This is a genomic window from Cupriavidus metallidurans CH34 (assembly GCF_000196015.1).
In the GTDB taxonomy this organism is placed as follows: Bacteria; Pseudomonadota; Gammaproteobacteria; order Burkholderiales; family Burkholderiaceae; genus Cupriavidus; species Cupriavidus metallidurans.
Genome location: NC_007973.1, coordinates 288,926 through 309,499, shown reverse-complemented (window position 1 = coordinate 309,499; position 20,574 = coordinate 288,926). Strand labels below are relative to the sequence as shown.

20 protein-coding genes and 1 tRNA gene are annotated in these 20,574 nt (G+C 64.6%); 13 read left to right on the top strand and 8 right to left on the bottom strand.

Translation table 11 applies throughout. From position 1 onward, the window contains the following. Nucleotides 1-253: 253 nt before the first annotated feature. The 7 genes from RMET_RS01490 (at nucleotide 254) to pth (ending at nucleotide 6,482) form a co-directional block, all read left to right on the top strand. On the top strand, nucleotides 254-2,161 hold the full coding sequence (locus RMET_RS01490) for a tetratricopeptide repeat protein (RefSeq protein WP_011515180.1): 1,908 nt from the start codon (nucleotides 254-256) through the stop codon (nucleotides 2,159-2,161). Between the two features lie 85 nt (nucleotides 2,162-2,246). Further along, nucleotides 2,247-2,861 carry a lipoprotein insertase outer membrane protein LolB gene (lolB, locus tag RMET_RS01485; protein ID WP_011515179.1) on the top strand — a complete coding sequence of 205 codons (615 nt, stop codon included), beginning with the start codon at nucleotides 2,247-2,249 and terminating at the stop codon, nucleotides 2,859-2,861. Continuing rightward, entirely contained in the window at nucleotides 2,858-3,736 is an 879-nt protein-coding gene (ispE, locus tag RMET_RS01480; protein ID WP_011515178.1) for a 4-(cytidine 5'-diphospho)-2-C-methyl-D-erythritol kinase, read from the top strand. Before lolB ends, ispE begins: the two co-directional genes overlap by 4 nt. Nucleotides 3,737-3,803: 67 nt before the next feature. Further along, a tRNA-Gln gene (locus tag RMET_RS01475) sits at nucleotides 3,804-3,880 on the top strand. A gap of 95 nt (nucleotides 3,881-3,975) precedes the next feature. Continuing rightward, a complete protein-coding gene (locus RMET_RS01470; RefSeq protein WP_008650936.1) occupies nucleotides 3,976-4,929 on the top strand; it encodes a ribose-phosphate pyrophosphokinase in 954 nt (317 codons plus the stop codon). A 170-nt stretch (nucleotides 4,930-5,099) separates the two neighbouring features. Next, the gene (locus RMET_RS01465; protein WP_011515177.1) at nucleotides 5,100-5,711 is read left to right on the top strand and encodes a 50S ribosomal protein L25/general stress protein Ctc; all 612 of its coding nucleotides are present in this window, start codon (nucleotides 5,100-5,102) and stop codon (nucleotides 5,709-5,711) included. A 174-nt stretch (nucleotides 5,712-5,885) separates the two neighbouring features. Continuing rightward, complete coding sequence (gene pth / locus RMET_RS01460) at nucleotides 5,886-6,482, top strand: aminoacyl-tRNA hydrolase (protein ID WP_011515176.1); 597 nt, start codon at nucleotides 5,886-5,888, stop codon at nucleotides 6,480-6,482. 123 nt (nucleotides 6,483-6,605) lie between these two features. Here pth and RMET_RS01455 read toward each other — a convergent pair whose 3' ends face one another. The 5 genes from RMET_RS01455 to RMET_RS01435 all read right to left on the bottom strand — a co-directional run bounded on the left by RMET_RS01455 (nucleotide 6,606) and on the right by RMET_RS01435 (nucleotide 11,258). Further along, complete coding sequence (locus tag RMET_RS01455; RefSeq protein ID WP_008650933.1) at nucleotides 6,606-6,866, bottom strand: YfhL family 4Fe-4S dicluster ferredoxin; 261 nt, start codon at nucleotides 6,864-6,866, stop codon at nucleotides 6,606-6,608. Between the two features lie 66 nt (nucleotides 6,867-6,932). Next, complete coding sequence (gene coaD, locus RMET_RS01450) at nucleotides 6,933-7,418, bottom strand: pantetheine-phosphate adenylyltransferase (protein ID WP_011515175.1); 486 nt, start codon at nucleotides 7,416-7,418, stop codon at nucleotides 6,933-6,935. Between the two features lie 211 nt (nucleotides 7,419-7,629). Further along, on the bottom strand, nucleotides 7,630-8,262 hold the full coding sequence (rsmD, locus tag RMET_RS01445) for a 16S rRNA (guanine(966)-N(2))-methyltransferase RsmD (RefSeq protein WP_011515174.1): 633 nt from the start codon (nucleotides 8,260-8,262) through the stop codon (nucleotides 7,630-7,632). A 108-nt stretch (nucleotides 8,263-8,370) separates the two neighbouring features. Next, the gene (locus RMET_RS01440) at nucleotides 8,371-9,735 is read right to left on the bottom strand and encodes a M16 family metallopeptidase (RefSeq protein ID WP_011515173.1); all 1,365 of its coding nucleotides are present in this window, start codon (nucleotides 9,733-9,735) and stop codon (nucleotides 8,371-8,373) included. Between the two features lie 8 nt (nucleotides 9,736-9,743). Continuing rightward, a complete protein-coding gene (locus RMET_RS01435) occupies nucleotides 9,744-11,258 on the bottom strand; it encodes a M16 family metallopeptidase (protein WP_011515172.1) in 1,515 nt (504 codons plus the stop codon). A 60-nt stretch (nucleotides 11,259-11,318) separates the two neighbouring features. Here RMET_RS01435 and ftsY point away from each other — a divergent pair, with 60 nt between their 5' ends. Next, nucleotides 11,319-12,581: a signal recognition particle-docking protein FtsY gene (gene ftsY, locus RMET_RS01430; RefSeq protein ID WP_029306758.1), complete on the top strand. Its 1,263-nt coding sequence runs from the start codon at nucleotides 11,319-11,321 to the stop codon at nucleotides 12,579-12,581. 71 nt (nucleotides 12,582-12,652) lie between these two features. On the opposite strand, the gene maiA is transcribed toward ftsY, so the two are convergent. Beyond that, entirely contained in the window at nucleotides 12,653-13,300 is a 648-nt protein-coding gene (maiA, locus tag RMET_RS01425; RefSeq protein ID WP_011515169.1) for a maleylacetoacetate isomerase, read from the bottom strand. 4 nt (nucleotides 13,301-13,304) lie between these two features. After that, nucleotides 13,305-14,006 carry a fumarylacetoacetate hydrolase family protein gene (locus RMET_RS01420; protein WP_029306759.1) on the bottom strand — a complete coding sequence of 234 codons (702 nt, stop codon included), beginning with the start codon at nucleotides 14,004-14,006 and terminating at the stop codon, nucleotides 13,305-13,307. A 174-nt stretch (nucleotides 14,007-14,180) separates the two neighbouring features. On the opposite strand from RMET_RS01420, the gene RMET_RS01415 reads away from it, so the two are divergent. The 5 genes from RMET_RS01415 (at nucleotide 14,181) to ybiB (ending at nucleotide 19,372) form a co-directional block, all read left to right on the top strand. After that, complete coding sequence (locus RMET_RS01415; RefSeq protein ID WP_024569516.1) at nucleotides 14,181-14,816, top strand: ANTAR domain-containing response regulator; 636 nt, start codon at nucleotides 14,181-14,183, stop codon at nucleotides 14,814-14,816. A 363-nt stretch (nucleotides 14,817-15,179) separates the two neighbouring features. Then, on the top strand, nucleotides 15,180-16,484 hold the full coding sequence (locus RMET_RS01410; RefSeq protein WP_011515166.1) for a CmpA/NrtA family ABC transporter substrate-binding protein: 1,305 nt from the start codon (nucleotides 15,180-15,182) through the stop codon (nucleotides 16,482-16,484). A gap of 110 nt (nucleotides 16,485-16,594) precedes the next feature. Next, nucleotides 16,595-17,464, top strand: a complete 870-nt coding sequence (gene ntrB, locus RMET_RS01405; RefSeq protein ID WP_049799764.1) for a nitrate ABC transporter permease — start codon at nucleotides 16,595-16,597, stop codon at nucleotides 17,462-17,464. Nucleotides 17,465-17,480: 16 nt separating this feature from the next. Beyond that, nucleotides 17,481-18,284 (top strand): ABC transporter ATP-binding protein, encoded by an 804-nt coding sequence (locus tag RMET_RS01400; protein ID WP_011515164.1) that lies wholly within the window; start codon nucleotides 17,481-17,483, stop codon nucleotides 18,282-18,284. A gap of 98 nt (nucleotides 18,285-18,382) precedes the next feature. After that, nucleotides 18,383-19,372: a DNA-binding protein YbiB gene (gene ybiB / locus RMET_RS01395; protein WP_011515163.1), complete on the top strand. Its 990-nt coding sequence runs from the start codon at nucleotides 18,383-18,385 to the stop codon at nucleotides 19,370-19,372. Nucleotides 19,373-19,412: 40 nt separating this feature from the next. On the opposite strand, the gene RMET_RS01390 is transcribed toward ybiB, so the two are convergent. Then, on the bottom strand, nucleotides 19,413-20,288 hold the full coding sequence (locus RMET_RS01390) for a pirin family protein (protein ID WP_011515162.1): 876 nt from the start codon (nucleotides 20,286-20,288) through the stop codon (nucleotides 19,413-19,415). Between the last annotated feature and the right edge of the window lie 286 nt (nucleotides 20,289-20,574).

The window sequence follows — 20,574 nt, the reverse complement described above, 5'->3', positions numbered from 1 at the left end:
ATCCGCCGGCCGGCAGCAGGCTTCCGGACCCTTGTCAGCCCTTATCTAATCAGTTCCCAAGAACCTCTTGCCTGTTTTTCTGATCCAACGAGGCAGGATTTGCCCTGCCATGTGACCGGAAGCGGCGCGCATTGTGCGGGTTGCCGTACGTAGCCAACCCAAGGGCGCCGGGCAAGGCAAGCAGCGCATTGTAGCGGCAGGCTACAATGCCTCCATTGACTGCAACGCCCCCGCGCGCCGGAGCATCGATTTCATGCAGGACCATCTTTCGTCCTTTCAGGCCATGCGCCCGGAATCTTCGCAAATGAAAGCTTTCACTGTCACCGGTCCGACGATTTCCCCCGCCGGACGTTTCCGTCGCCATGCGCGCGCCTTGGGCGTGGCCGCGTGCCTGGCGCTGGTTTCGCTCGCTTCCCATGCCGCATCGGCCAAGGTTGCCCAGAACGATGACGAGGTCATCGACGTTCCGGCGCCATCGTCGGCAGCACGCGCGCAGCGGACGCCGCTACCCAATGTTTCGCTGTCGCCGGACATCCTCTACCGGGTGCTGGCGGCGGAAATCTCGCTGCAACGTGGGATGGCCGGCGCGTCATACCGGACCTATCTTGATCTTGCTCGCGAAACGCGTGACCCGAGACTGGCCCAGCGCGCCACCGAAATCGCATTCAACGCGCGCAGTTCGCAGCAGGCGCTGGATGGCGCCCGGCTATGGTCCGAGCTGGCGCCGAAATCGCCGGCGGCAAGCCAGGTCCTGGCAACTCTGCTCGTGCTCAACGGACGCTGGGAGGAAGCCGAGCCCCTGCTGAGCCGCCAACTGGCGACGGCGCCGGCCGCGCATCGCGGGGACGCCATCCTGCAATTGCAGCAGCAGATGTCGCGCACGAGTGACCCCGCAGGCGCAGTCGCCGTGCTCCAGCGCCTGACCGCCAACGATTCGAAGCTGCCGGAAACCCACCTGGCCCTGGCGCGTGCGCAAGAGATCGCCGGAAACAGCCAAGGTGCACTGACCGAGCTTGATGAGGCACTTCGACTCAAGCCCAATCTCGAGGCTGCCGCGCTCATGTCGGCCGAAATGCAAGCCGAATCGGCCCCCGACAAGTCGATCGCGGTGATGAAGCGCTTCCTGGCCAAGTCGCCCTCGTCGGTCAACGGCCACATCACGCTGGCAAGGCTGTATCTGCAACAGAACGACATGGATTCGGCCCGTGCCGAGTTCGAGGTCCTGCGCAAGGTTGCGCCGACCGATCCGCGCGTGCCGCTGGCTCTGGGACTGACCAGCCTGCAGGCGCGCAGTTATGACGATGCCGAACGCTATCTGAAGGAGTACCTGCAGATGGCGGAGAAGTCGCCGGCGGCCAACCCCGACATCGCGTACCAGTACCTGGCGCAGATCGCCGAGGAAAAGAAGGACTATCCCGCGGCAATCGACTGGCTCGACCGTATCGAGGACCCGCGCCTGACCCTGGCCGCGCAGGCCAAGCGTGGCCAATTGCTGGCACGCATGGGCAAGCTCGACGATGCGCAGGCCGTGTTTGGCGACATGCTGGCCGACGCCGAAGACATCCCCGATCCCGCGCAGCGCGCCCTGCGCATGTCCGCGATCCGCCAGGCCGAGGTGGCCGCGCTGATGGACAGCAAGGCATACGACCGCGCGCGCAAGGTGCTGGACGAGCGCGTCAAGGCCGAACCCGACAATGCGGACTGGATCTACGAACTGGCGATGCTCGACGAACGCGAGAAGCGCTACGACAGCATGGAGCGTGGGCTGCTCAAAGTGATCGCGCTGCAGCCCGACCAGAAGCAGGGCTACAACGCGCTCGGCTACTCGCTGGCCGACCGTAACGAGCGTCTGCCGGAAGCGCGCAAGCTGCTCGAACGCGCATCCGAGCTCGGACCGGATGACCCCTACATCATGGACAGCCTGGCGTGGGTCAAGTACCGTCAGGGCGAACTGCAGCCCGCGGCTGATCTGCTCAAGAACGCGTTTGCCAAGGCCCCCGAGGCCGAAATCGGCGCGCATCTGGGCGAGGTGCTCTGGCAGCTCGGCCAGCGCGACGAGGCACGCAAGACGTGGAACGAGGCGGCGAAGGTCGAGCCGGACAATCAGACGCTGATCGACACGCTGCGCCGTTACAACCAGAACGTCCTGCTGTCGAAGTAGTTCACATCAGGCAAGCACGTTGCACGCCCGGGCCAGTGCCCGGGCGGTTCGTTCTGGCGTGCGCCATTTATCCCAACACTTGAACATGCTCCGATCCCGTCGATTGGCCCTGCTCTGCCTGGCCACACCGCTCTGGCTCGCCGCGTGCGCCAGCGTGACGCCAACGCGCGGCTTCGATGCCAGCGAAACTGCCGCCAGCCAGCTTTACACCGGCCGGTTCTCCGCCAACTACGTCCGCTACGGCCGCAACGAAGGCGTACAGGGCAGCTTCCGCTGGCAGGAACAAGGCCGCAACGTGCGGCTCGATCTCGTTTCGCCGCTGGGCCAGACGCTGGCCATCGTTACGGCGACCCCATCCGGGGCCACGCTCGACCTGCCCAACGAGGCGCCGCGCAATGCGCCCGAGGTCGACAGCCTGATGGAGCAGGCGCTCGGATTCTCGTTGCCGGTATCGGGCATGCGCGACTGGCTGCATGGCCGCGCCGCGCCGGGCACACCATCGAACGTCACGCGCGACGCGAACGGCCGCCCCGACACTCTGCGGCAGAGTGGCTGGACCGTGCGCTACCTGGCCTGGCAGGACACGCCCGAGAACGCCACGCCCACGACCACGCTGCCCCGCCGTATCGACATGGCACGCGATGGCAATGAATCGCCGCTGTCGGTGCGGCTCGTAATCGACCCGGAGAACAAAGAATGACCGTCGGCACGGCCCTGCCGCCACCCGAGCTGCGCAACTGCCCGGCCCCAGCCAAGCTCAACCTGTTCCTGCACGTGACCGGCCGCCGCCCCGACGGCTACCACACGTTGCAGACCGTGTTCCAGCTCATCGACTGGTCTGACACGCTGCACTTCCATCGCCGTGACGATGGCGTGATCACGCGTGTTACCGACATCCCCGGGGTGCCGGCCGATACCGACCTCGTCGTGCGCGCGGCCCGCGCAATGCAGGCGGCCAGCGGCACGCGTTTCGGCGTGGACATCGCCATCGACAAGATCCTGCCCATGGGTGGCGGCATCGGCGGCGGGTCGTCCGACGCCGCCACCACGCTGCTGGCGCTGAACCGCCTGTGGGGCGTGAACCTGCCGCGCGAAGAACTGATGCGTATCGGCCTTTCGCTCGGCGCGGACGTGCCCGTATTCGTGTTCGGCCAGAACGCGTTCGCCGAGGGCGTGGGCGAGGAATTGACGCCCGTGGCGCTGCCGGACAGCTGGTTCGTGGTCATCCATCCACGGCAACATGTGCCGACCGCAGCAATATTTTCGGACGAACGCTTGACAAGGAATTCGCCAATCTCTATAGTTGCGGACTTCGCTGCTTGCACAAACAAATTCGCTTTCGGTCGCAACGATCTGGAAACGATAGCAACAGCGAAGTTCGGCGAAGTTGCCCGAGCCCTTGAGTGGCTGAAAAATTACAGTCCACATGCAAGGATGACCGGTTCCGGAGCCTGCGTATTTGCCCGCTTTGAAGACGAGCAGACTGCGCAGAGAGTGATGGAAAGGTTGCCATCCGAGTGGGATGGCAGGTGTGTGAAAAGTTTGTCACATCACCCGCTCGCAACGTTCGCGTAGCAGGTTTTCGCCTGGCGATGTACTGACGGTTTAAAGTCAGCGCAACGACAGACGTTAAAGGTTGTGTAGGGGAGTCGCCAAGTTGGTCAAGGCACCGGATTTTGATTCCGGCATTCGAAGGTTCGAATCCTTCTTCCCCTGCCATTACTTCCTATAGTGTCCAGAGCGGACATGCAGAAATTCGCTGCCGGCATTGCCGGTGGCGCAAAGCCCCCCCAGTAGCAAGACAGGTGCCCCGAATGAGCGTCGAAGGCTTGATGGTATTTACCGGCAATGCCAACCCTAAACTCGCGGAGGCTGTCGTACAGCACCTCGGCATTCCGCTCGGCAAGGCTCTGGTCGGCCGTTTCTCCGACGGTGAAGTCCAGGTAGAAATCCAGGAAAACGTTCGCGGCAAGCACGTCATCGTGCTGCAGTCGACCTGCGCGCCGACCAACGACAACCTGATGGAACTGATGGTGATGGTCGACGCGCTCAAGCGCGCTTCGGCACGCAGCATCACCGCAGCCATGCCCTACTTCGGCTATGCCCGCCAAGATCGCCGCCCGCGTTCGGCGCGCGTGGCCATCTCGGCCAAGATCGTGGCCAACATGCTGGAAGTGGCCGGCGTGGAACGCGTGCTGACGATGGACCTGCACGCTGACCAGATCCAGGGCTTCTTCGATATCCCCGTCGACAACATCTACGCATCCCCGGTCCTGCTTGGCGATCTGCGCGAGAAGAACTACGGCAATCTGCTGGTAGTGTCTCCGGACGTCGGCGGCGTGGTGCGCGCCCGTGCGCTGGCCAAGCAGCTCGACTGCGACCTGGCCATCATCGACAAGCGTCGCCCGAAGGCCAACGTGTCCGAGGTGATGAACATCATCGGTGAAGTCGCCGGCCGCAACTGCGTGATCATGGACGACATGATCGACACCGGCGGCACGCTGTGCAAGGCTGCGCAGGTGCTGAAGGAGCGTGGCGCCCAGAAGGTATTCGCGTACTGCACGCACCCGGTGCTGTCGGGTGGCGCGGTTGCCCGCATCGCCGCGTCCGCGCTGGACGAAGTGGTGGTGTGCGACACGATTCCGCTGTCTGACGAAGCCCGTCAGACCGGCAAGATCCGTCAGGTCACGACCGCCCCGCTGCTGGCCGAGACCTTCACCCGGATCGTCCGGGGCGATTCGATCATGTCGCTGTTCGCCGACGCCTGATCGGCACTGATCGGGACGGTACTGGCGGATACCTGCTAGAATATTTGGCTTTACTGCGTTGGCCGCCTGAATGGGCGGCCAACGTGATTCAGGCGGCGCAATCTCTTGATACGTGCCGCCAGTCGAGGCTGTCTGGTCGCGGACAGCCTTCTTCACATTTGGAGTTGAAAATGAAAGTTGTCGCTTTCGAGCGTAGCGTACAGGGAACGGGTGCGAGCCGCCGCCTGCGCAATTCGGGCAAGACCCCCGGCATCATCTACGGCGGCGCCGCCGAACCGAAGATGATCGAACTGGATCACAACGCGCTGTGGCACGCCCTGAAGAAGGAAGCCTTCCACTCGTCGATCCTGGATCTGGAAGTGGCTGGCAAGTCCGAGAAGGCCCTGCTGCGTGCGTTCCAGATGCACCCGTTCAAGCCGCTGGTGCTGCACGTTGACTTCCAGCGCGTGTCGGCCACCGAGAAGATCCACGTGAAGGTGCCGCTGCACTTCATGAACCAGGAAACCGCTCCTGGCGTGAAGCTGGGCCACGGTATCGTCAGCCACATCCTGAACGATCTGGAAGTGTCGTGCCTGCCGGCCGACCTGCCTGAGTTCATCGAAGTGGATCTGGCCGCAGCCGAGCTGAACCAGACCATCCACCTGTCGGACCTGAAGCTGCCGAAGGGCGTGACCGCCATCACCCATGGCGACGAAAACCCGGCCATCGCCAGCATCACGCTGCCGGCTGGCGCTCAGTCGTCGGAAGCTGCCGAAGGCGGCGAAGAAACGCCCGCTGCCTAAGCGTCTTCGCGCCAGATGCCATAGCGGTCTCGCAACCGCTGGCGCATCAAGAAAGACCGCCGGTTCGCCGGCGGTTTTTTTTCGCGCGGCTTTTTCGTACGCTTTTTCGCGTATCCTGTGTCGCGTTCCACGGTGCCCTCAGGCGTCCGATTTACCGCATTCCGTTCTCAACGCATGATCAAGCTCATCGTCGGCCTCGGCAATCCCGGGGCGGAGTACGAAGCCACCCGGCACAACGCCGGCTTCTGGCTTGTCGACCAACTCGCCCGCATGGGTGGCACAACCCTGCGCGTGGAAAGCCGCTTTCACGGCCTGGCTGGCCGCGCCCGTTTGTGGGATCAGGATGTCTGGCTGCTCAAGCCTTCCACGTTCATGAACCGCTCCGGCCTGTCCGTGGTGTCGCTGGCGCGCTTTTACAAGATCCTGCCCGACGAAATCGTGGTCGCCCACGACGAAATGGATCTGCCCGCCGGCTCGGCCAAGCTCAAGCGCGGCGGTGGCTCGGGTGGCCACAATGGCCTCAAGGACATTTCGGCGCACCTGACCACTCAGGACTATTGGCGTCTGCGCATCGGCGTCGGCCATCCGCGTAACGCGCCGGGCGGCGCGGCCGGTGGCCGCGAAGACGTGGTCAACTTCGTGCTCAAGCCACCACGCAAGGAAGAGCAGCAAGCCATCGACGAAGCGATCGACCGCTGCATCGGCCCGCTGGGCACGCTTGCGCGCGGCGAGAGCGAGCGCGCGATGATGGAACTGCACACGGGCCGATAGCACGCGCCCCGACAGCCGGCTCCAAAGAAAAAACCCCGCAAACCTGACGGTTTCGCGGGGTTTCTCTTTTCTGCTCTTGCCTGTGGGGGCCGGAACGATAGCAGCCGGATAAGAGATCCAGCTTCAGGCCACGTGCTTGGCTGCCGTGAGCAGCCGATAGCGTTGCATCAGCACCTCGTGCGTTTCGACGTGGTTCGGGTCTTTCGGAATACACGCCACAGGGCATACCTGCTGGCACTGCGGTTCGTCGAAATGGCCGACACACTCGGTGCACTTGCCGGGGTCGATCTCATAGATCTCGGGCCCCATCGAGATGGCTTCGTTCGGGCACTCAGGCTCACAAACGTCGCAATTAATGCAGTCGTCGGTGATCATCAGCGCCATGATATTTCCTTCCTGCGATCCGCCCGCGCCCGACTGGCCACGGAGACGGCATCGAAGGCCTCTATTCTATTCGGCTTTGCCGATCTTCTCCTGAAGCCAGCGCTCCACGGAGGGGAAGACGAACTTGCTGACGTCGCCACCCAGCACCGCGATTTCACGCACGAACGTGCCCGAAATGAACTGATACTGGTCCGAAGGGGTCAGGAACATCGTTTCGACGTCCGGCAGCAGGTAGCGGTTCATGCCCGCCATCTGGAACTCGTACTCGAAGTCGGAGACGGCGCGCAGGCCGCGCACGATCACGCGCGCATTGTTCTTGCGGACGAAGTCCTTGAGAAGTCCCGAAAAGCCCTCCACACGCACATTCGGGTAGTGGCCAAGCACCTCGCGCGCGATACCGATACGCTCCTCGAGCGAGAAGAACGGCCGCTTGTTGGGGCTATGCGCCACGCCGACCACGAGTTCGTCAAAGATATTCGACGCACGGCGGACGAGATCCTCGTGTCCCCGGGTCATGGGATCGAATGTACCGGGATAGACGGCGACGACCATGTTTCCTCCTTTGGGCTGCCCGTTGCCGGCCCACAAATCAGCGGGGCCGAGTCAATGTGATTCTTGCTGCGTGACGGGCGTTGAACAAACAACAGCGGCGTAGTGTAACCCCAAACGGGGCAATTGGAAGTCCATCAGGCCGCATTTCTGCCGCGCCGCAGCAGGCCCGCAAACCCTTGTCTGGCATACCAAAGAGGTCGTACGACCCAGGTCAGCCAGCGCCGTTGGCGAGGCGATGCTGCAGCAGATGGAAATGCACCGCCCCCGCGCGTGCCTGGCGAACGATCTCCAGGGACGCCGGTATCGGCGCATCGGGGCCGATCAGCGCACGATCCGTTTCGACATAGATGGCTCCCCCCGGACGTGACAGACGCGCCGCGTGTTCAAGCGCCGGCCCGAGCCAGTCTTCGGCAAAGGGCGGGTCCAGGAATACCACGTCGAAGCTGGCCGCCGGCATCTGCGCGGCTGCCGCGAAGGCGTCGCTTTGGATGATCTTCACCTGCGAGGCATCGAGCCGGTACTGGTTGTCGCGGAGCTGACGCACCACGTGCGGGTTGGCTTCGACCAGCGTCACGGCACTGGCCCCCCGGGACGCTGCCTCGAAGCCGAGCGCGCCCGAACCGGCGAACAGGTCGAGGCAGGTCAGGCCGGACAGGTCCTGGCCAAGCCAGTTGAACAACGTTTCGCGCACACGGTCAGGTGTCGGACGAAGCCCTTCGGCTTCGAGCACCGGCAGCAGCGATCGCTTCCAGCGCCCGCCGATGATGCGCACCTGGGTGGGGGACTTGCGGGGAACAGAAGTTCGCCCGCGCGGTGCGGGCGAAGGTCGGGATTGCGAATTCATGCCGTGATTGTAGAGCCTGCCACGCGCCGGCACAGCAAGGTCAGTCGCCGCCGCGGGTGGCCCGGCCCACACATGGGTGCCAAGCCACGCGAAATCACGTCCGGCGCGTCACTTTTCCGGGCCGCCGACGATCACCGTCGCCATGGCGTCCGGATGCACATGCCGCTGGAATGCGGCGCGCACCTGTTCGCGCGTGACCTTGTTGATCTGGCTCGTCCACGTGTCCAGGTAGTCCAGCGGCAGGCCATACCAGCCGATATTGGCCACGTTGGTCAGCAGCTTGCGGTTGCTGTCGATGCGCAGCGGGAAACCATTGACCAGGTTGTCCTTGGCCGCGCGCAGTTCGGCGTCCGTAGGGCCCTCCGCCACATACTTCGCGACGATCTCGCGCACCAGCGCCAGCGCCTCGTTGGTGTTTTCCTTCTTGGTCTGCAGCGAGACACTGAACGGCCCCGGCTGCTTGGACGGCGAGAAGTAGCTGTCCACACCGTAGGTGAGCCCGCGCTTCTCGCGAACCTGATCGGTCAGGCGCGAGCTAAAGCCGCCGCCGCCGAGCACGTAGTTACCGACCAGCAACGGGAAATAGTCCGGATCGCCGCGCGCGATGGCCGGCTGCCCGAGCGCCACGCTGGCCTGCTGGGCCGGATGGGGAATCCGTTGCTCGCTGGCCGGGATCGTCATCTGCACGTCCGGCATCGTCGGCGGGGCCGCGCCGGCGGGCAAGCCACGCGTAAGTTCCTCGGCGATCTGTTCGGCCTGCTTGCGGTCGATCGCGCCGATCAACGTCACCACGGCGCGCTTCGCCGTGTAGTTGTCCTGCCAGAACTTGACCAGGTCGTCATGCGTGATCGACCCGACAGTTTCGGCCGTGGCCGATACGCCATATGGATGATTCGGATAGATCGCCTTCGACAGCTTCTTGTCCGCGATCACGCCCGGCCGTGTGTCGCCCTCGCGGATTGCCGTGATCAGGCGCTGCTTTTCGCGTGCCACCACGGCGTCCGGATAGGTCGGCGACTTGATTAGCTGAGCTGCCAGACGCAGTGACTGCTCACGTTCTGGCGAAGCGGTCAGCGTGCGCAAACCGATGCCGCCACGGTCGCCGCCCGCTGCGCCACCAAAATCGGCGCCGGTATCGGCAAAGGCATCGGCGATCTGCGCCTCATTGCGGGCCGGCTGGCCATCCTGCGCGCTAGCGCCCTTGTCGAGCAGCGCAGCGGTCAGCGTGGCAAGGCCGGCCTTGCCGGGCGGGTCATACCGGCTGCCGGCGTCGAAGTCGATATTGACGTCAAGCATCGGGATCGACGGGCTCGGCACGAAGAACACCTTCGCGCCCGTGGAGGCCGTCCAGCTTTCGATCGGAATGGCTGCGTGGGCAACAGCGCCGGCGAGCAGCGCCGCTGCCCCGAAGGCCGCGCCGGCAAGCCGGCGCAACAGACGCGGAGACGCAATCGTCATGACAGACAAGGACATTGTTGCTCCTAGTGACGCAGGCCTTCGGGGACCGGGGTCTTGGGCTTGTTGGGGTCGATCGGCTGCGGCAGAAGCGTGGCCACGGTCAGGTTGTCGTCGCTGAAATACTTGGCGGCGACGGCCTGCACCTGGGCCGGCGTGACTTCCTTGATCTTGTCGAGCATGCGGTCGATCTGGCGCCAAGAGATTTCAGAGATTTCCGACACGCCGATTTCCATGCCCTGGCCGAACACCGAGTCGCGCTTGTAGATCTGGCCTGCCACGACCTGGGCCTTGACGCGCTTGAGCTCTTCCTCGGACACGCCGTTCTTGGCAATGCGCTGGATCTCCTCGCGCAGCGCGGCCTCAATCTCTTCCGTCGTGTGGCCGTTGGCGGGCGTGCCATCCAGCACGAACAGAGAGTCCGCGCGGTTGATGCTGTCGTAGCCGACGTTCACGTCGTCGGCCAGTCGCCGTTCACGCACGAGTTCACGTGTCAGACGCGCATTGTCGTAGCCATTCAGCACGGCGGACAGGACTTCCAGCGCGTACGGATCGACATCCTTTTCCACGTCGCGCAGGCGCGGCACCTTGTAGGCCATCACCATGTAGGGATTCTCGGCAGGCGCCTTGACCCAAATACGCTTGATGCCCTTCTGCGGCGCCTCGATCTGCGTCTTGCGCAGCGGCAGCGGATGCGGTTTCAGCTTGCCGTAGTAGCGTTCGGCCAGCGCGCGAACCTCATCCGGTTTGACGTCGCCGGTCACGATCACCATGGCGTTGTTGGGCACGTACCAGGTCTTGTACCAGTCGTGCACGTCCTCGACCCGCATGTTGACCAGGTCGTCCATCCAGCCGATGACCGGGTGCCGGTACGGCATCGCCGTGTAGACCGTGGCCAGCAACTGCTCGTAGACGGTGCCGCGGGGAGAATCATCGGTGCGCAGGCGACGCTCTTCCATCACCACCTTCATCTCTCGCTCGAACTCTTCCTTCTTGAAGATGAGGTTGGCCATGCGGTCGGCCTCGAGCTCCATCATCTTCGGCAGGTATTGCTTGGAGATCTGCTGGTAGTAGAGCGTGAAGTCTCGGTTGGTCAGGGCGTTCTCGCGGCCGCCCAGCAGGGCGATCTGGCGCGAGAACTCACCCACCGGTACCTTCGGCGTGCCCTTGAACATCATGTGTTCGAGCATGTGGGCTACGCCGGTGGTGCCGCTGACCTCGTCGAATCCGCCCACGCGGTAGAAAATCATGTGGGCCACCGTGGGCGCTCGATGGTCTTCCTTGACGATCACGCGCAAGCCATTGGACAAGCGGAATTCGGTCGTGCCGGCCTGGGCCTGACCAACTGTCGCCGTTGGCTGGGTTGGTGGTGGCCCCTGTCGTGGCGAGGCAGACGTGGCGGTAGTGGGCGCTTCGCCTGGGGTCTGGGACCACGCAGTGCCGGCCAAGGGGCCGATCAGGGAAGCAAGAATGAGAGAAGAAAGAATGCGCCGCGGAAATTTCGCGACACCCGCTCCGGACACGTCAGCGCAATGGTTCATGCGACCCCGTCTGCTAGAATTTTGCCGATTGATTCTACCGGGGTATTGACCCCTTTCCCAATGTTTAGTTTCTGGAAGAAGCGCAAGGCCGAACCGGCTCCCGAATCGGTCGAGCCGCCCGCGGCCGCCCCCACACCGGCGCCTGCTCCCGCGCCGGCCCCGCTTCCCGCCCCCGCCCCGGCTGCGGCACCTGCGGTAACCCCTGTCGCCCCCCCTGTAGCGGCACCCGTTGCAACCCCGGTTTCGGCCCCGGCTTCAACACCTGCGCCAGTTCCAACGCCCGCCCCGTCGCCGGTCCATGTGGCGCCACCCGTGGCGCCTCCGGTCGTGCCGCCCGTGGCGTCGGCTCCGCCTCCGGCCAGCTATACGCCGCCGGTCATCGAGGAGCTGGAGCTGACCCCGCCGCCCGCGCAAACCGCCGAAGCCAAGCGCGGCTGGATGTCGCGGCTGCGTGCCGGCCTGTCGAAGACCAGCCGCAACATCGGCGTGCTGTTCGTCGGCGTCAAGGTCGACGAGGCGCTGTTCGAGGAACTGGAAACAGCGCTGCTGATGGCCGATGCCGGAGTGGAGGCCACCGAGTACCTGCTGGGCGAACTGCGCCGCCGCATCAAGAATGATCGTATCGAAACGGCCGAAGGCGTGAAGGCCGCGCTCAAGGATCTGCTGACGCAGCTGCTCAAGCCGCTCGAGAAGACGATGGAACTGGGCCGCGAGCAGCCGCTGGTGATGATGATTGCCGGCGTCAACGGCGCGGGCAAGACCACCAGCATCGGTAAGCTCTGCAAGCATTTCCAGTCCTATCACCAGTCCGTGCTGCTGGCCGCCGGCGACACATTCCGCGCCGCCGCGCGCGAACAACTCACGATCTGGGGCGAGCGCAACAACGTGACCGTGGTGGCCCAGGAAAGTGGCGACCCAGCCGCCGTGATCTTCGATGCCGTCAACGCGGCGCGCGCGCGCAAGATCGACATCGTGATGGCAGATACCGCTGGCCGCCTGCCCACGCAGCTTCACCTGATGGAGGAACTCAAGAAGGTCAAGCGCGTGATCGGCAAGTCGATGCCGACCGCACCGCATGAAGTGCTGCTTGTGATCGACGCCAATACTGGTCAGAACGCACTGGCCCAGACGCGCGCGTTCGATGACGCGCTCGGCCTGACCGGCCTGATCGTGACCAAGCTCGACGGCACGGCCAAGGGCGGCATCCTGGCCGCGATCGCGCGCCAGCGTCCGGTACCGGTGTACTTCATCGGCGTGGGCGAGAAGGTCGAGGACCTGCAGCCGTTCAAGGCGGACGAGTTCGCCGAGGCGCTGCTGGGCTGAGTCCGGCTGGCACGCAAAAACAAAAACCCCGGTGAGGACACCGGGGTTTTTGTTTCTGGCAACGCTACCGCTTACTCGCTGTCCGGCTGCGCCCCGGGCGCGGCCTTCTGGAACGCGTCCAGCTCCATGCAAGTGGCATGGATCTTCGCGATCGTCGGGAAGCGGCTCACATCAACATTGAAGCGCTGCGCATTGAATACCTGCGGCACCAGGCAGCAGTCGATCAATGTCGGCGTATCGCCGAACGCAAAGCGACCCACACGCCCCAGTTGCGACAGATTGACTTCGAGCGAGGCAAACCCCTGTTCGATCCAGTGGCGGTACCACGCATCCTTGGCTTCCTCCGACACCTTGAGCTCGTGCTTGAGGTACTTGAGCACGCGCAGGTTGTTGAGCGGATGGATCTCGCAGGCGATTTCCTGAGCCAGGCCGCGCACGACGGCACGCTCGAACGGATCCTTCGGCAGCAGCGCAGGCTCCGGATGGGTTTCGTCGAGATACTCGATGATCGCCATCGACTGAATCAGCGGCCTGCCATCGACCACGAGCGTCGGCACCACGCCATCGGCATTCAGCGCGCGATATTCGGGCTTCAGCTGCATGCCGCCTTCCTTCAGCAGATGCACACCCTTGTAGTCATAGGGCAAGCCCTTCAGGTTCAGCGCGATACGCACCCTGAACGACGCCGAGCTGCGGAAGTAGCTATGGAGTTCGAGCATCGCCTCACACCACCTTGACGGTCAGGTCGCCCACACCTTCGATGTGGCATTGCATGACGTCGCCCTTCACCACCGGCCCCACGCCTTCAGGCGTTCCGCTGTAGATCAGGTCGCCCGGCTGCAGTTCGAACAGCTTCGACAGGTACGACACCATTTCAGGCACTGACCAGATCAGGTCCGACAGATCGCCACGCTGCTTCTCCACACCATTGACGGCGAGCGTCACGGCGCCCTTTGCCGGGTGGCCGATGGCCGAGACCGGCACGATCGGGCCGATCGGCGCGGACTTGTCGAATGCCTTGCCGGTTTCCCAAGGGCGGCCGGTTTTCTTCGACTCGTTCTGCAGGTCGCGGCGTGTCATGTCGAGGCCGATGGCATAGCCGAAGACATGGCTGGCGGCCTGCTCGACCGGGATGTCGCGGCCGCCCTTGCCAATGGCGACAACCAGTTCCACCTCGTAGTGGCAATTGCCCGTGCCCGGCGGGTACGGGAAGGCGCCTTCGGTCTTGTCGGCCACGTAGCTGACCGCGTCGGACGGCTTGCAGAAGAAGAACGGCGGTTCGCGGTCGGGGTCCGAACCCATTTCACGGGCATGGGCGGCATAGTTCCGGCCCACGCAGTAGACCCGGCGCACGGGGAAACTTGCGCTGCCACCACGCACGGGAACACCGACGGGGGCTTGCGGCGCGAAGACGAATTCGGTCATCCAACTCTCCAGCTTTCTCTTTTTTGATGGAACGCCGCACCCGGTGTCGTGTCCGGTCGTGCCCAGTCGGGTGGGCCGCGGCAGGGGCAAAGGATACACCTTGAATACGGTGGCATACAGTGGAAGCAGACCCGGCGCGAATCTTGCATATTGCACCGCAACCAAGCGCCCTCCATGACCCGACGCCATCCGCCCCCTTCCGCCGTAGCACCGCCAGCCACCACGAGCCGGAGCCTGCGCATCCTGCTGGTTCGTGATCCGCATGAGGCCGATCCGCTCAACGTGGAGACGATCCGCGCCGGTCTGGCGCAGGCAGGCTTCACTGAGGTGCAAACCGTCGACGCGGACCTGCGCCTGCCGGACACCATTACGGCCAGCCAGCCGGACCTGGTCATCATTGCCTCCGAATCGGCCGCGCGCGACACCATCGAACATGTCTGCGTCTCCACCCAGCATGCGCCGCGCCCCATCGTGCTGTTCACGGATAACGACGACGCTCAGCGCATCAAGGCCGCCCTGTCGGCCGGCATCACCGCCTACATCGTCGACGGCCTGCGTGCCGAACGGGTGAAGACAGTCCTCGATGTGGCTTACGCCCGCTTCCAGCTGGACCAGCAGCTACGCGCCGAACTTGACGCCACCAAGCTCAAGCTGGCCGAGCGCAAGACGGTGGAGCGCGCCAAGGGCCTGTTGATGCAGGCACGCGGCATCAGCGAGGACGAAGCCTTCAAGCGGCTGCGCTCGATGGCTATGGAGCGCGGTATCCGGCTCGTGGATGCCGCACAGCGCGTGATCGATGTGATGGCCTGATCCCTCCGCGCTGGCGGGCGCGGCACACGGACGCGTGCGCGGCACGCCGTTGGTGCGTTGCACAAGACTGGCGCGGCGCCATTCCCCGGCGGCGCATCCCGACAGTGAAACGGGCACCACCGGCCCCGTCATTTCCCCTCCGACACCCCAAAAAACGCTGGCATAGCGCTTGCGTTACCCAAGGCACGGCCAACGACGGCCGCGCATCACCCGGAAGCACCTCACAACATGTGTGCCCGCGATCAACGTCGACCGCGAGGTATCGGACAACGGCGTCCTGAACCCCGCCCCGGACTCTGGCCTTCCTGGCCAAGTGTCCGGGCCGGGGATCGGGACGCCTTTTCTCTTTCTGGAGCGTATCGCATGCCCTCTCGCCTCAAAGTCCTGAAGCCCCAGCGCGCCAACGACACCGCTGCCGCGGATGCCGCCCCCGCCTGCCACGGCCGCCGCCGCGCGCTGGCCACTATCGCCGGTGCCAGCGTGATGACGCTGGTCGATCCGCTGGTGCGCAGCGGTGCGTGGGCCGCCGGCTCCGATGCGCCGGAAAAGCCGGAGGTCAGGATCGGCTTCATTCCGCTGACCGATTGCGCATCGGTGGTGATGGCGTCGACGCTGGGCCTGGACAAGAAGTACGGCATCAAGATCACGCCGAGCAAGGAGGCTTCGTGGGCTGGCGTGCGCGACAAGCTGGTCAATGGCGAGCTGGACGCCGCGCACGTGCTGTACGGGCTGATCTACGGCGTGCAGCTCGGCATCGGCGGGCCGAAGAAAGACATGGCCGTGCTTATGAACCTGAACCACAACGGCCAGGCCATCACGCTGTCCTCGAAACTGGCGGAAAAGGGCGTCAAGGATGGCGCGAGCCTGAAGGCGCTGATGTCCAGGGAAAAGCGCGATTACGTGTTCGCGCAGACCTTTCCGACCGGCACCCATGCGATGTGGCTCTACTACTGGCTGGCCGCCAACGGCATCGATCCGATGCGCGATGCCAAGGCCATCACTGTGCCGCCGCCGCAGATGGTGGCCAACATGCGCGTGGGCAACATGGATGGCTTTTGCGTCGGTGAGCCTTGGGGCGCGCGCGCGATCGCCGACAAGATCGGCTTCACCGCCGAGACCACCCAGGCGATCTGGAAGGATCACCCGGAGAAGACGCTGGGCACCACGGCCGAGTTCGTGCAGAAGTACCCGAACACGGCGCGCGCGATGGTGGCCGCCGTGCTGGATGCATCGAAGTTCATCGACGCTTCCGCATCCAACCGCCGCAAGACGGCCGAGACGATCGCCGCCAAGTCCTACGTGAACACGGATATGGACATCATCCTGGACCGGATGCTGGGCCGCTACAGCAACGGCCTGGGCAAGACCTGGGATGACCCCGATTCGATGAAGTTCTACCAGGACGGCCTGGCGAACTATCCGTTCCTTTCTGATGGCATGTGGTTCCTGACCCAGCACAAGCGCTGGGGGCTGCTGAAAGAGCATCCGGACTATCTGGCCGTGGCCAAGCAGGTAAATCGCATCGACATCTACAAGCAAGCCGCTGTGGCCGCGCAGGTGCCGTTACCCAAGAGCGACTTCCGCACCGCCAGGCTGATCGACGGCGTGACGTGGGATGCGACGAAGGACCCGAAGGCCTACGCCGACGGATTCAAGATCAAGGCCTGACGCGCCGCACGGACCGGCCCGGTCGGTCCTGCCCCATCCAGCCCCATCCACACGAACAGGAGCTTGCCGTGAATGCTCTCGCCCAGTCATCGCCGGAAGGCGCCACGCCCATGAATCCGGAGGCCGTCGATCCGGACGCCAAGGAACAGTCGCGCCGCCGCGCACAGGAGATCGCCGCACTTGAGCAACGCGCCGCGCGCCGCGACGCGCTTGCCGCGTTCGTACTCAAGTGCGTGCCGCCACTGATCGGCTTCGCGTTGTTCGTGCTGGTGTGGCACGGCATCGCCACGCTGATCCCGTCGATCCCGACACCTGGCGCCACATGGAACGCCGCGGTGCCGCTGTTCGCCGATCCGTTCTATCGCAATGGGCCGAACGACCAGGGCATCGGCTGGAACGTGCTGGCGTCGCTGGCGCGCGTGGCGGCGGGCTTTGGCCTGGCCGCGGTCGTGGGCATTCCAGCCGGCTTCCTGTTGGGGCGCTTCGCGTTCCTGAACGCGATGGCGTCGCCCGTCATCAGCCTGCTGCGTCCGGTATCCCCGCTGGCCTGGCTGCCGATCGGCCTGCTGCTGTTCAAGGCCGCCAACCCCGCCGCGATCTGGGCAATCTTCATCTGCTCGATCTGGCCGATGATCATCAATACCGCCGTGGGTGTGACTCGCGTGCCGCAGGACTACCTGAACGTGGCACGCGTGCTCGACCTGTCCGAGTGGAAGATCTTCCGGCACGTGCTGTTTCCTGCCGTGCTGCCGTACATGCTGACCGGCGTGCGGCTGTCGATCGGCACGGCGTGGCTCGTGATCGTCGCCGCGGAAATGCTCACGGGCGGCACCGGCATCGGCTTCTGGCTCTGGGACGAGTGGAACAACCTCAAGGTCGAGCACATCGTGATCGCGATCTTCATCATCGGCGTGGTGGGCCTGGTGCTCGAGCACCTGCTGCTGGCCCTCGCCCGCCGCTTCAGCTACGGCAACACCTGATCCGGGGACGACCATCATGGAAAAGTTCGTCAGCATCGAAAACGTCGGGCAGACCTTCAAGACACGCAAGGGGCCGTTCGTGGCGCTGCGCGATATCGACCTGTCGATCGCGGAAGGCGAGTTCGTGACACTGATCGGGCATTCGGGCTGTGGCAAGTCCACGCTGCTGAACCTGATCGCCGGGCTGACCGCGCCGACGACCGGCGCGCTGATCTGCGCGGGACGTGAGATCGCCGGCCCCGGCCCGGAGCGGGCCGTGGTGTTCCAGAACCACTCGCTGCTGCCCTGGATGACGTGCTTCGAGAACGTCCATCTGGGCGTGGAGCGTGTGTTCGGCCAGAGCGAGACGCCGGCGCAACTCAAGGCGCGCACGCACGACACGCTGGCGCTGGTGGGCCTGACCCACGCGGAAAGCAAGTATCCGCACGAGATCTCCGGGGGCATGAAGCAGCGTGTGGGCATCGCCCGGGCGCTGGCGATGCAGCCGAAGGTATTGCTGATGGACGAGCCATTCGGCGCGCTCGACGCGCTGACACGTGCCCACCTGCAGGACGCGTTGCTGAAGATCGTTGCGCGCACCAGGAGCACCGTGGTCATGGTCACGCACGATGTGGACGAGGCCGTGCTGCTGGCGGATCGCATCGTCATGATGACCAACGGGCCCGCGGCGACCATCGGCGAGATCCTGCGCGTCGACATCCCGCGCCCGCGTGACCGCGTGACGCTGGCCGACGACAAGACATTCCACGCGTGCCGCACTGCCGTGCTCGACTTCCTGTATCGCAAGCAGCGCAATCCGGCGCTGGAGGAAGCCGCCTGACGCTTGCCCGGCGCGGGGATCATGATTGACTCACGGCATTGGGATAAGCGGCGAGCCTCCGCTATCATGAACCCCAACCCCACGATCCCCGCAGCATCATGACCTCTGCATCCCGCGCGCCATTCCCGGCGGCCAAGTACATCAAGGAAATCGGACGAGGCGTCAATGGCGCGCGCGCGCTGCCGCGTGAAGACGCCCAGGCGCTGTTCGATGCCATGCTCGCCGGTCGTGTGTCCGATCTCGAACTGGGCGCCGTGTTGCTGGCCTATCGCATCAAGGGCGAAGCACCGCACGAGTTGGCCGGCATGCTGGACGCCGCGCACGATCACTGCGCGCCGCTGGCCGCGCCGGCCGACAAACCCGTGGTGGTGATTCCGAGCTACAACGGCGCACGCAAGCAACCGAACCTGGTGCCGCTGCTGGCGATGCTGCTGGCGCGCGATGGCGTGCCAACGCTGGTCCACGGCATTCGCGAGTTTCCGGGCCGCGTCACCAGCATGGCGCTGTTCGAGGCACTGGGCGTGCCGCTATGCGCCACAGCGCAGTCCGCGGAGACGCAGCTTGGCGCGGCATCGAATCCGCTGGCCGCGCTGCCGATCGACGTGCTGTCGCCCGCGCTGTCGCAACTGCTCGACAAGCGCGCGATCATCGGCCTGCGCAATTCGGCGCATACGGTCGTCAAGATGCTGCAACCGGTGGGCGGACACTCCCCTGCCGAGGCATTGCGGCTCTACAGCTACACCCACCCCGAGTATCGGGAAACGCTGACCGAGTATTTCTCGCACGAACCCGCCAACGTGATGCTGGCCCGGGGTACCGAGGGGGAAGTCGTGGCCGACGCGCGCCGCAGCAGCCGTATCGACTGGCTGCACGACGGCCATCAGCGCACGATGGTCGATCCGGTCGGCGGTTCGGTCGCGGATGTGCCCGAACTGCCGCAGGGCACGGACATCGCCGAGACGGCCGCGTGGATTCGCAAGGTGCTGGACGGCGCGGAACCGGTGCCCGCGCCCGTTGCCACCCAGGTGGCGGCGATCAAGGAGTGCCTGGCGCAGGCCACGCGGGTGACCTGGGCCAGCCCGCTGTAACACCTCCCGCTACAGGATGCAGGATGGCCCGCCAGCGCGATCAGGGCCGGCGCGGCGGCAGCGGAATGCGCTCCGTCTCGCCCGGAACGTGCGGAAACTGGTCGTCCTGCCAGCGCTGGGCGGCCTCTTCGATCGCTTCCTTGCTGCTTGCCACGAAGTTCCAGTAGATGAAACGCCGTCCGTCCGTGGGATCGCCGCCAAGCAGCATCACGCGCGAGGGCATCGTCGCCTTGATCGTCACGGGCTCGCCAGGTACCAGCACCACCAGATGTTCGGCCGGCAGCGTCTCGCCATCGACCTCCAGGTTGCCGTCGACCGGATAAATGCCACGCTGGACGTGTTCGGCGGGGATCACAAGGCTTGCGCCGGCATCCATCTCGATTGCCACATAGAGCGTGCGGCTGTAGACCCTGACCGGCGACTCGGCGCCGAAGGCATCGCCCGCGATGACGGTCATCCGCACGCCTGGCAGTTCGAGCTTGGGCAGCGTAGCACCCGGATGGTGGTGGAACGAAGGCGGATCATTCTCATGCGCCTTCGGCAGGGCCACCCAGGTCTGGATGCCGTGCAGATGCGGCCCGGCCGAGCGCGCGCCGTCCGGCGAGCGCTCCGAGTGCGTGATGCCACGCCCAGCAGTCATCCAGTTCACGTCACCGGGTCGAATCACCTGCTCGCTGCCGAGGCTGTCGCGATGCATGATCTCGCCTTCGAACAGATACGTGACTGTCGCCAGTCCGATATGAGGATGCGGACGCACATCCATGCCCGCGCCGGGCTCCATCTCCACCGGCCCCATGTGATCAAAGAAGATGAATGGCCCGACCGTTTGCGTCGTAGCGGCGGGCAGCAATCGGCGGACGGTGAACTCGCCGATGTCTCGCACATGAGGCTTCAGCAAGTGTTCGATAGCAGACATGTGGGGCTCCTGGGGGATGCGTCTGAAAAACGACTTCAGTGTAGCGAATCCTGCAATACACCATCCCGAAATCGCTGCGAAACCGAATCGGGGCTGCCCCCTCTAATAACAGTGCTCCGAGAGCGCTGCCCGCCAGGCCTTGTCAGGCTTGGGCTGGACCACTATAAGGCGACATCAGGCTATCCAGAAGATTTTTCCGATTGCCTGGAACTATCAACCCTATAGGCCTTCTAACTTAGCACTCGTCCGGTTCGAGTGCTAATATGCGTTGCAATGCGGTGTCCCT

Coding starts and splice junctions, on each gene's coding strand:
- RMET_RS01490 (WP_011515180.1), top strand. CDS start 254: ATGCAGGACCATCTTTCGTCCTTTCAGGCCATGCGCCCGGAATCTTCG.
- lolB (WP_011515179.1), top strand. CDS start 2,247: ATGCTCCGATCCCGTCGATTGGCCCTGCTCTGCCTGGCCACACCGCTC.
- ispE (WP_011515178.1), top strand. CDS start 2,858: ATGACCGTCGGCACGGCCCTGCCGCCACCCGAGCTGCGCAACTGCCCG.
- RMET_RS01470 (WP_008650936.1), top strand. CDS start 3,976: ATGAGCGTCGAAGGCTTGATGGTATTTACCGGCAATGCCAACCCTAAA.
- RMET_RS01465 (WP_011515177.1), top strand. CDS start 5,100: ATGAAAGTTGTCGCTTTCGAGCGTAGCGTACAGGGAACGGGTGCGAGC.
- pth (WP_011515176.1), top strand. CDS start 5,886: ATGATCAAGCTCATCGTCGGCCTCGGCAATCCCGGGGCGGAGTACGAA.
- RMET_RS01455 (WP_008650933.1), bottom strand. CDS start 6,866: ATGGCGCTGATGATCACCGACGACTGCATTAATTGCGACGTTTGTGAG.
- coaD (WP_011515175.1), bottom strand. CDS start 7,418: ATGGTCGTCGCCGTCTATCCCGGTACATTCGATCCCATGACCCGGGGA.
- rsmD (WP_011515174.1), bottom strand. CDS start 8,262: ATGAATTCGCAATCCCGACCTTCGCCCGCACCGCGCGGGCGAACTTCT.
- RMET_RS01440 (WP_011515173.1), bottom strand. CDS start 9,735: ATGTCCTTGTCTGTCATGACGATTGCGTCTCCGCGTCTGTTGCGCCGG.
- RMET_RS01435 (WP_011515172.1), bottom strand. CDS start 11,258: ATGAACCATTGCGCTGACGTGTCCGGAGCGGGTGTCGCGAAATTTCCG.
- ftsY (WP_029306758.1), top strand. CDS start 11,319: ATGTTTAGTTTCTGGAAGAAGCGCAAGGCCGAACCGGCTCCCGAATCG.
- maiA (WP_011515169.1), bottom strand. CDS start 13,300: ATGCTCGAACTCCATAGCTACTTCCGCAGCTCGGCGTCGTTCAGGGTG.
- RMET_RS01420 (WP_029306759.1), bottom strand. CDS start 14,006: ATGACCGAATTCGTCTTCGCGCCGCAAGCCCCCGTCGGTGTTCCCGTG.
- RMET_RS01415 (WP_024569516.1), top strand. CDS start 14,181: ATGACCCGACGCCATCCGCCCCCTTCCGCCGTAGCACCGCCAGCCACC.
- RMET_RS01410 (WP_011515166.1), top strand. CDS start 15,180: ATGCCCTCTCGCCTCAAAGTCCTGAAGCCCCAGCGCGCCAACGACACC.
- ntrB (WP_049799764.1), top strand. CDS start 16,595: ATGAATCCGGAGGCCGTCGATCCGGACGCCAAGGAACAGTCGCGCCGC.
- RMET_RS01400 (WP_011515164.1), top strand. CDS start 17,481: ATGGAAAAGTTCGTCAGCATCGAAAACGTCGGGCAGACCTTCAAGACA.
- ybiB (WP_011515163.1), top strand. CDS start 18,383: ATGACCTCTGCATCCCGCGCGCCATTCCCGGCGGCCAAGTACATCAAG.
- RMET_RS01390 (WP_011515162.1), bottom strand. CDS start 20,288: ATGTCTGCTATCGAACACTTGCTGAAGCCTCATGTGCGAGACATCGGC.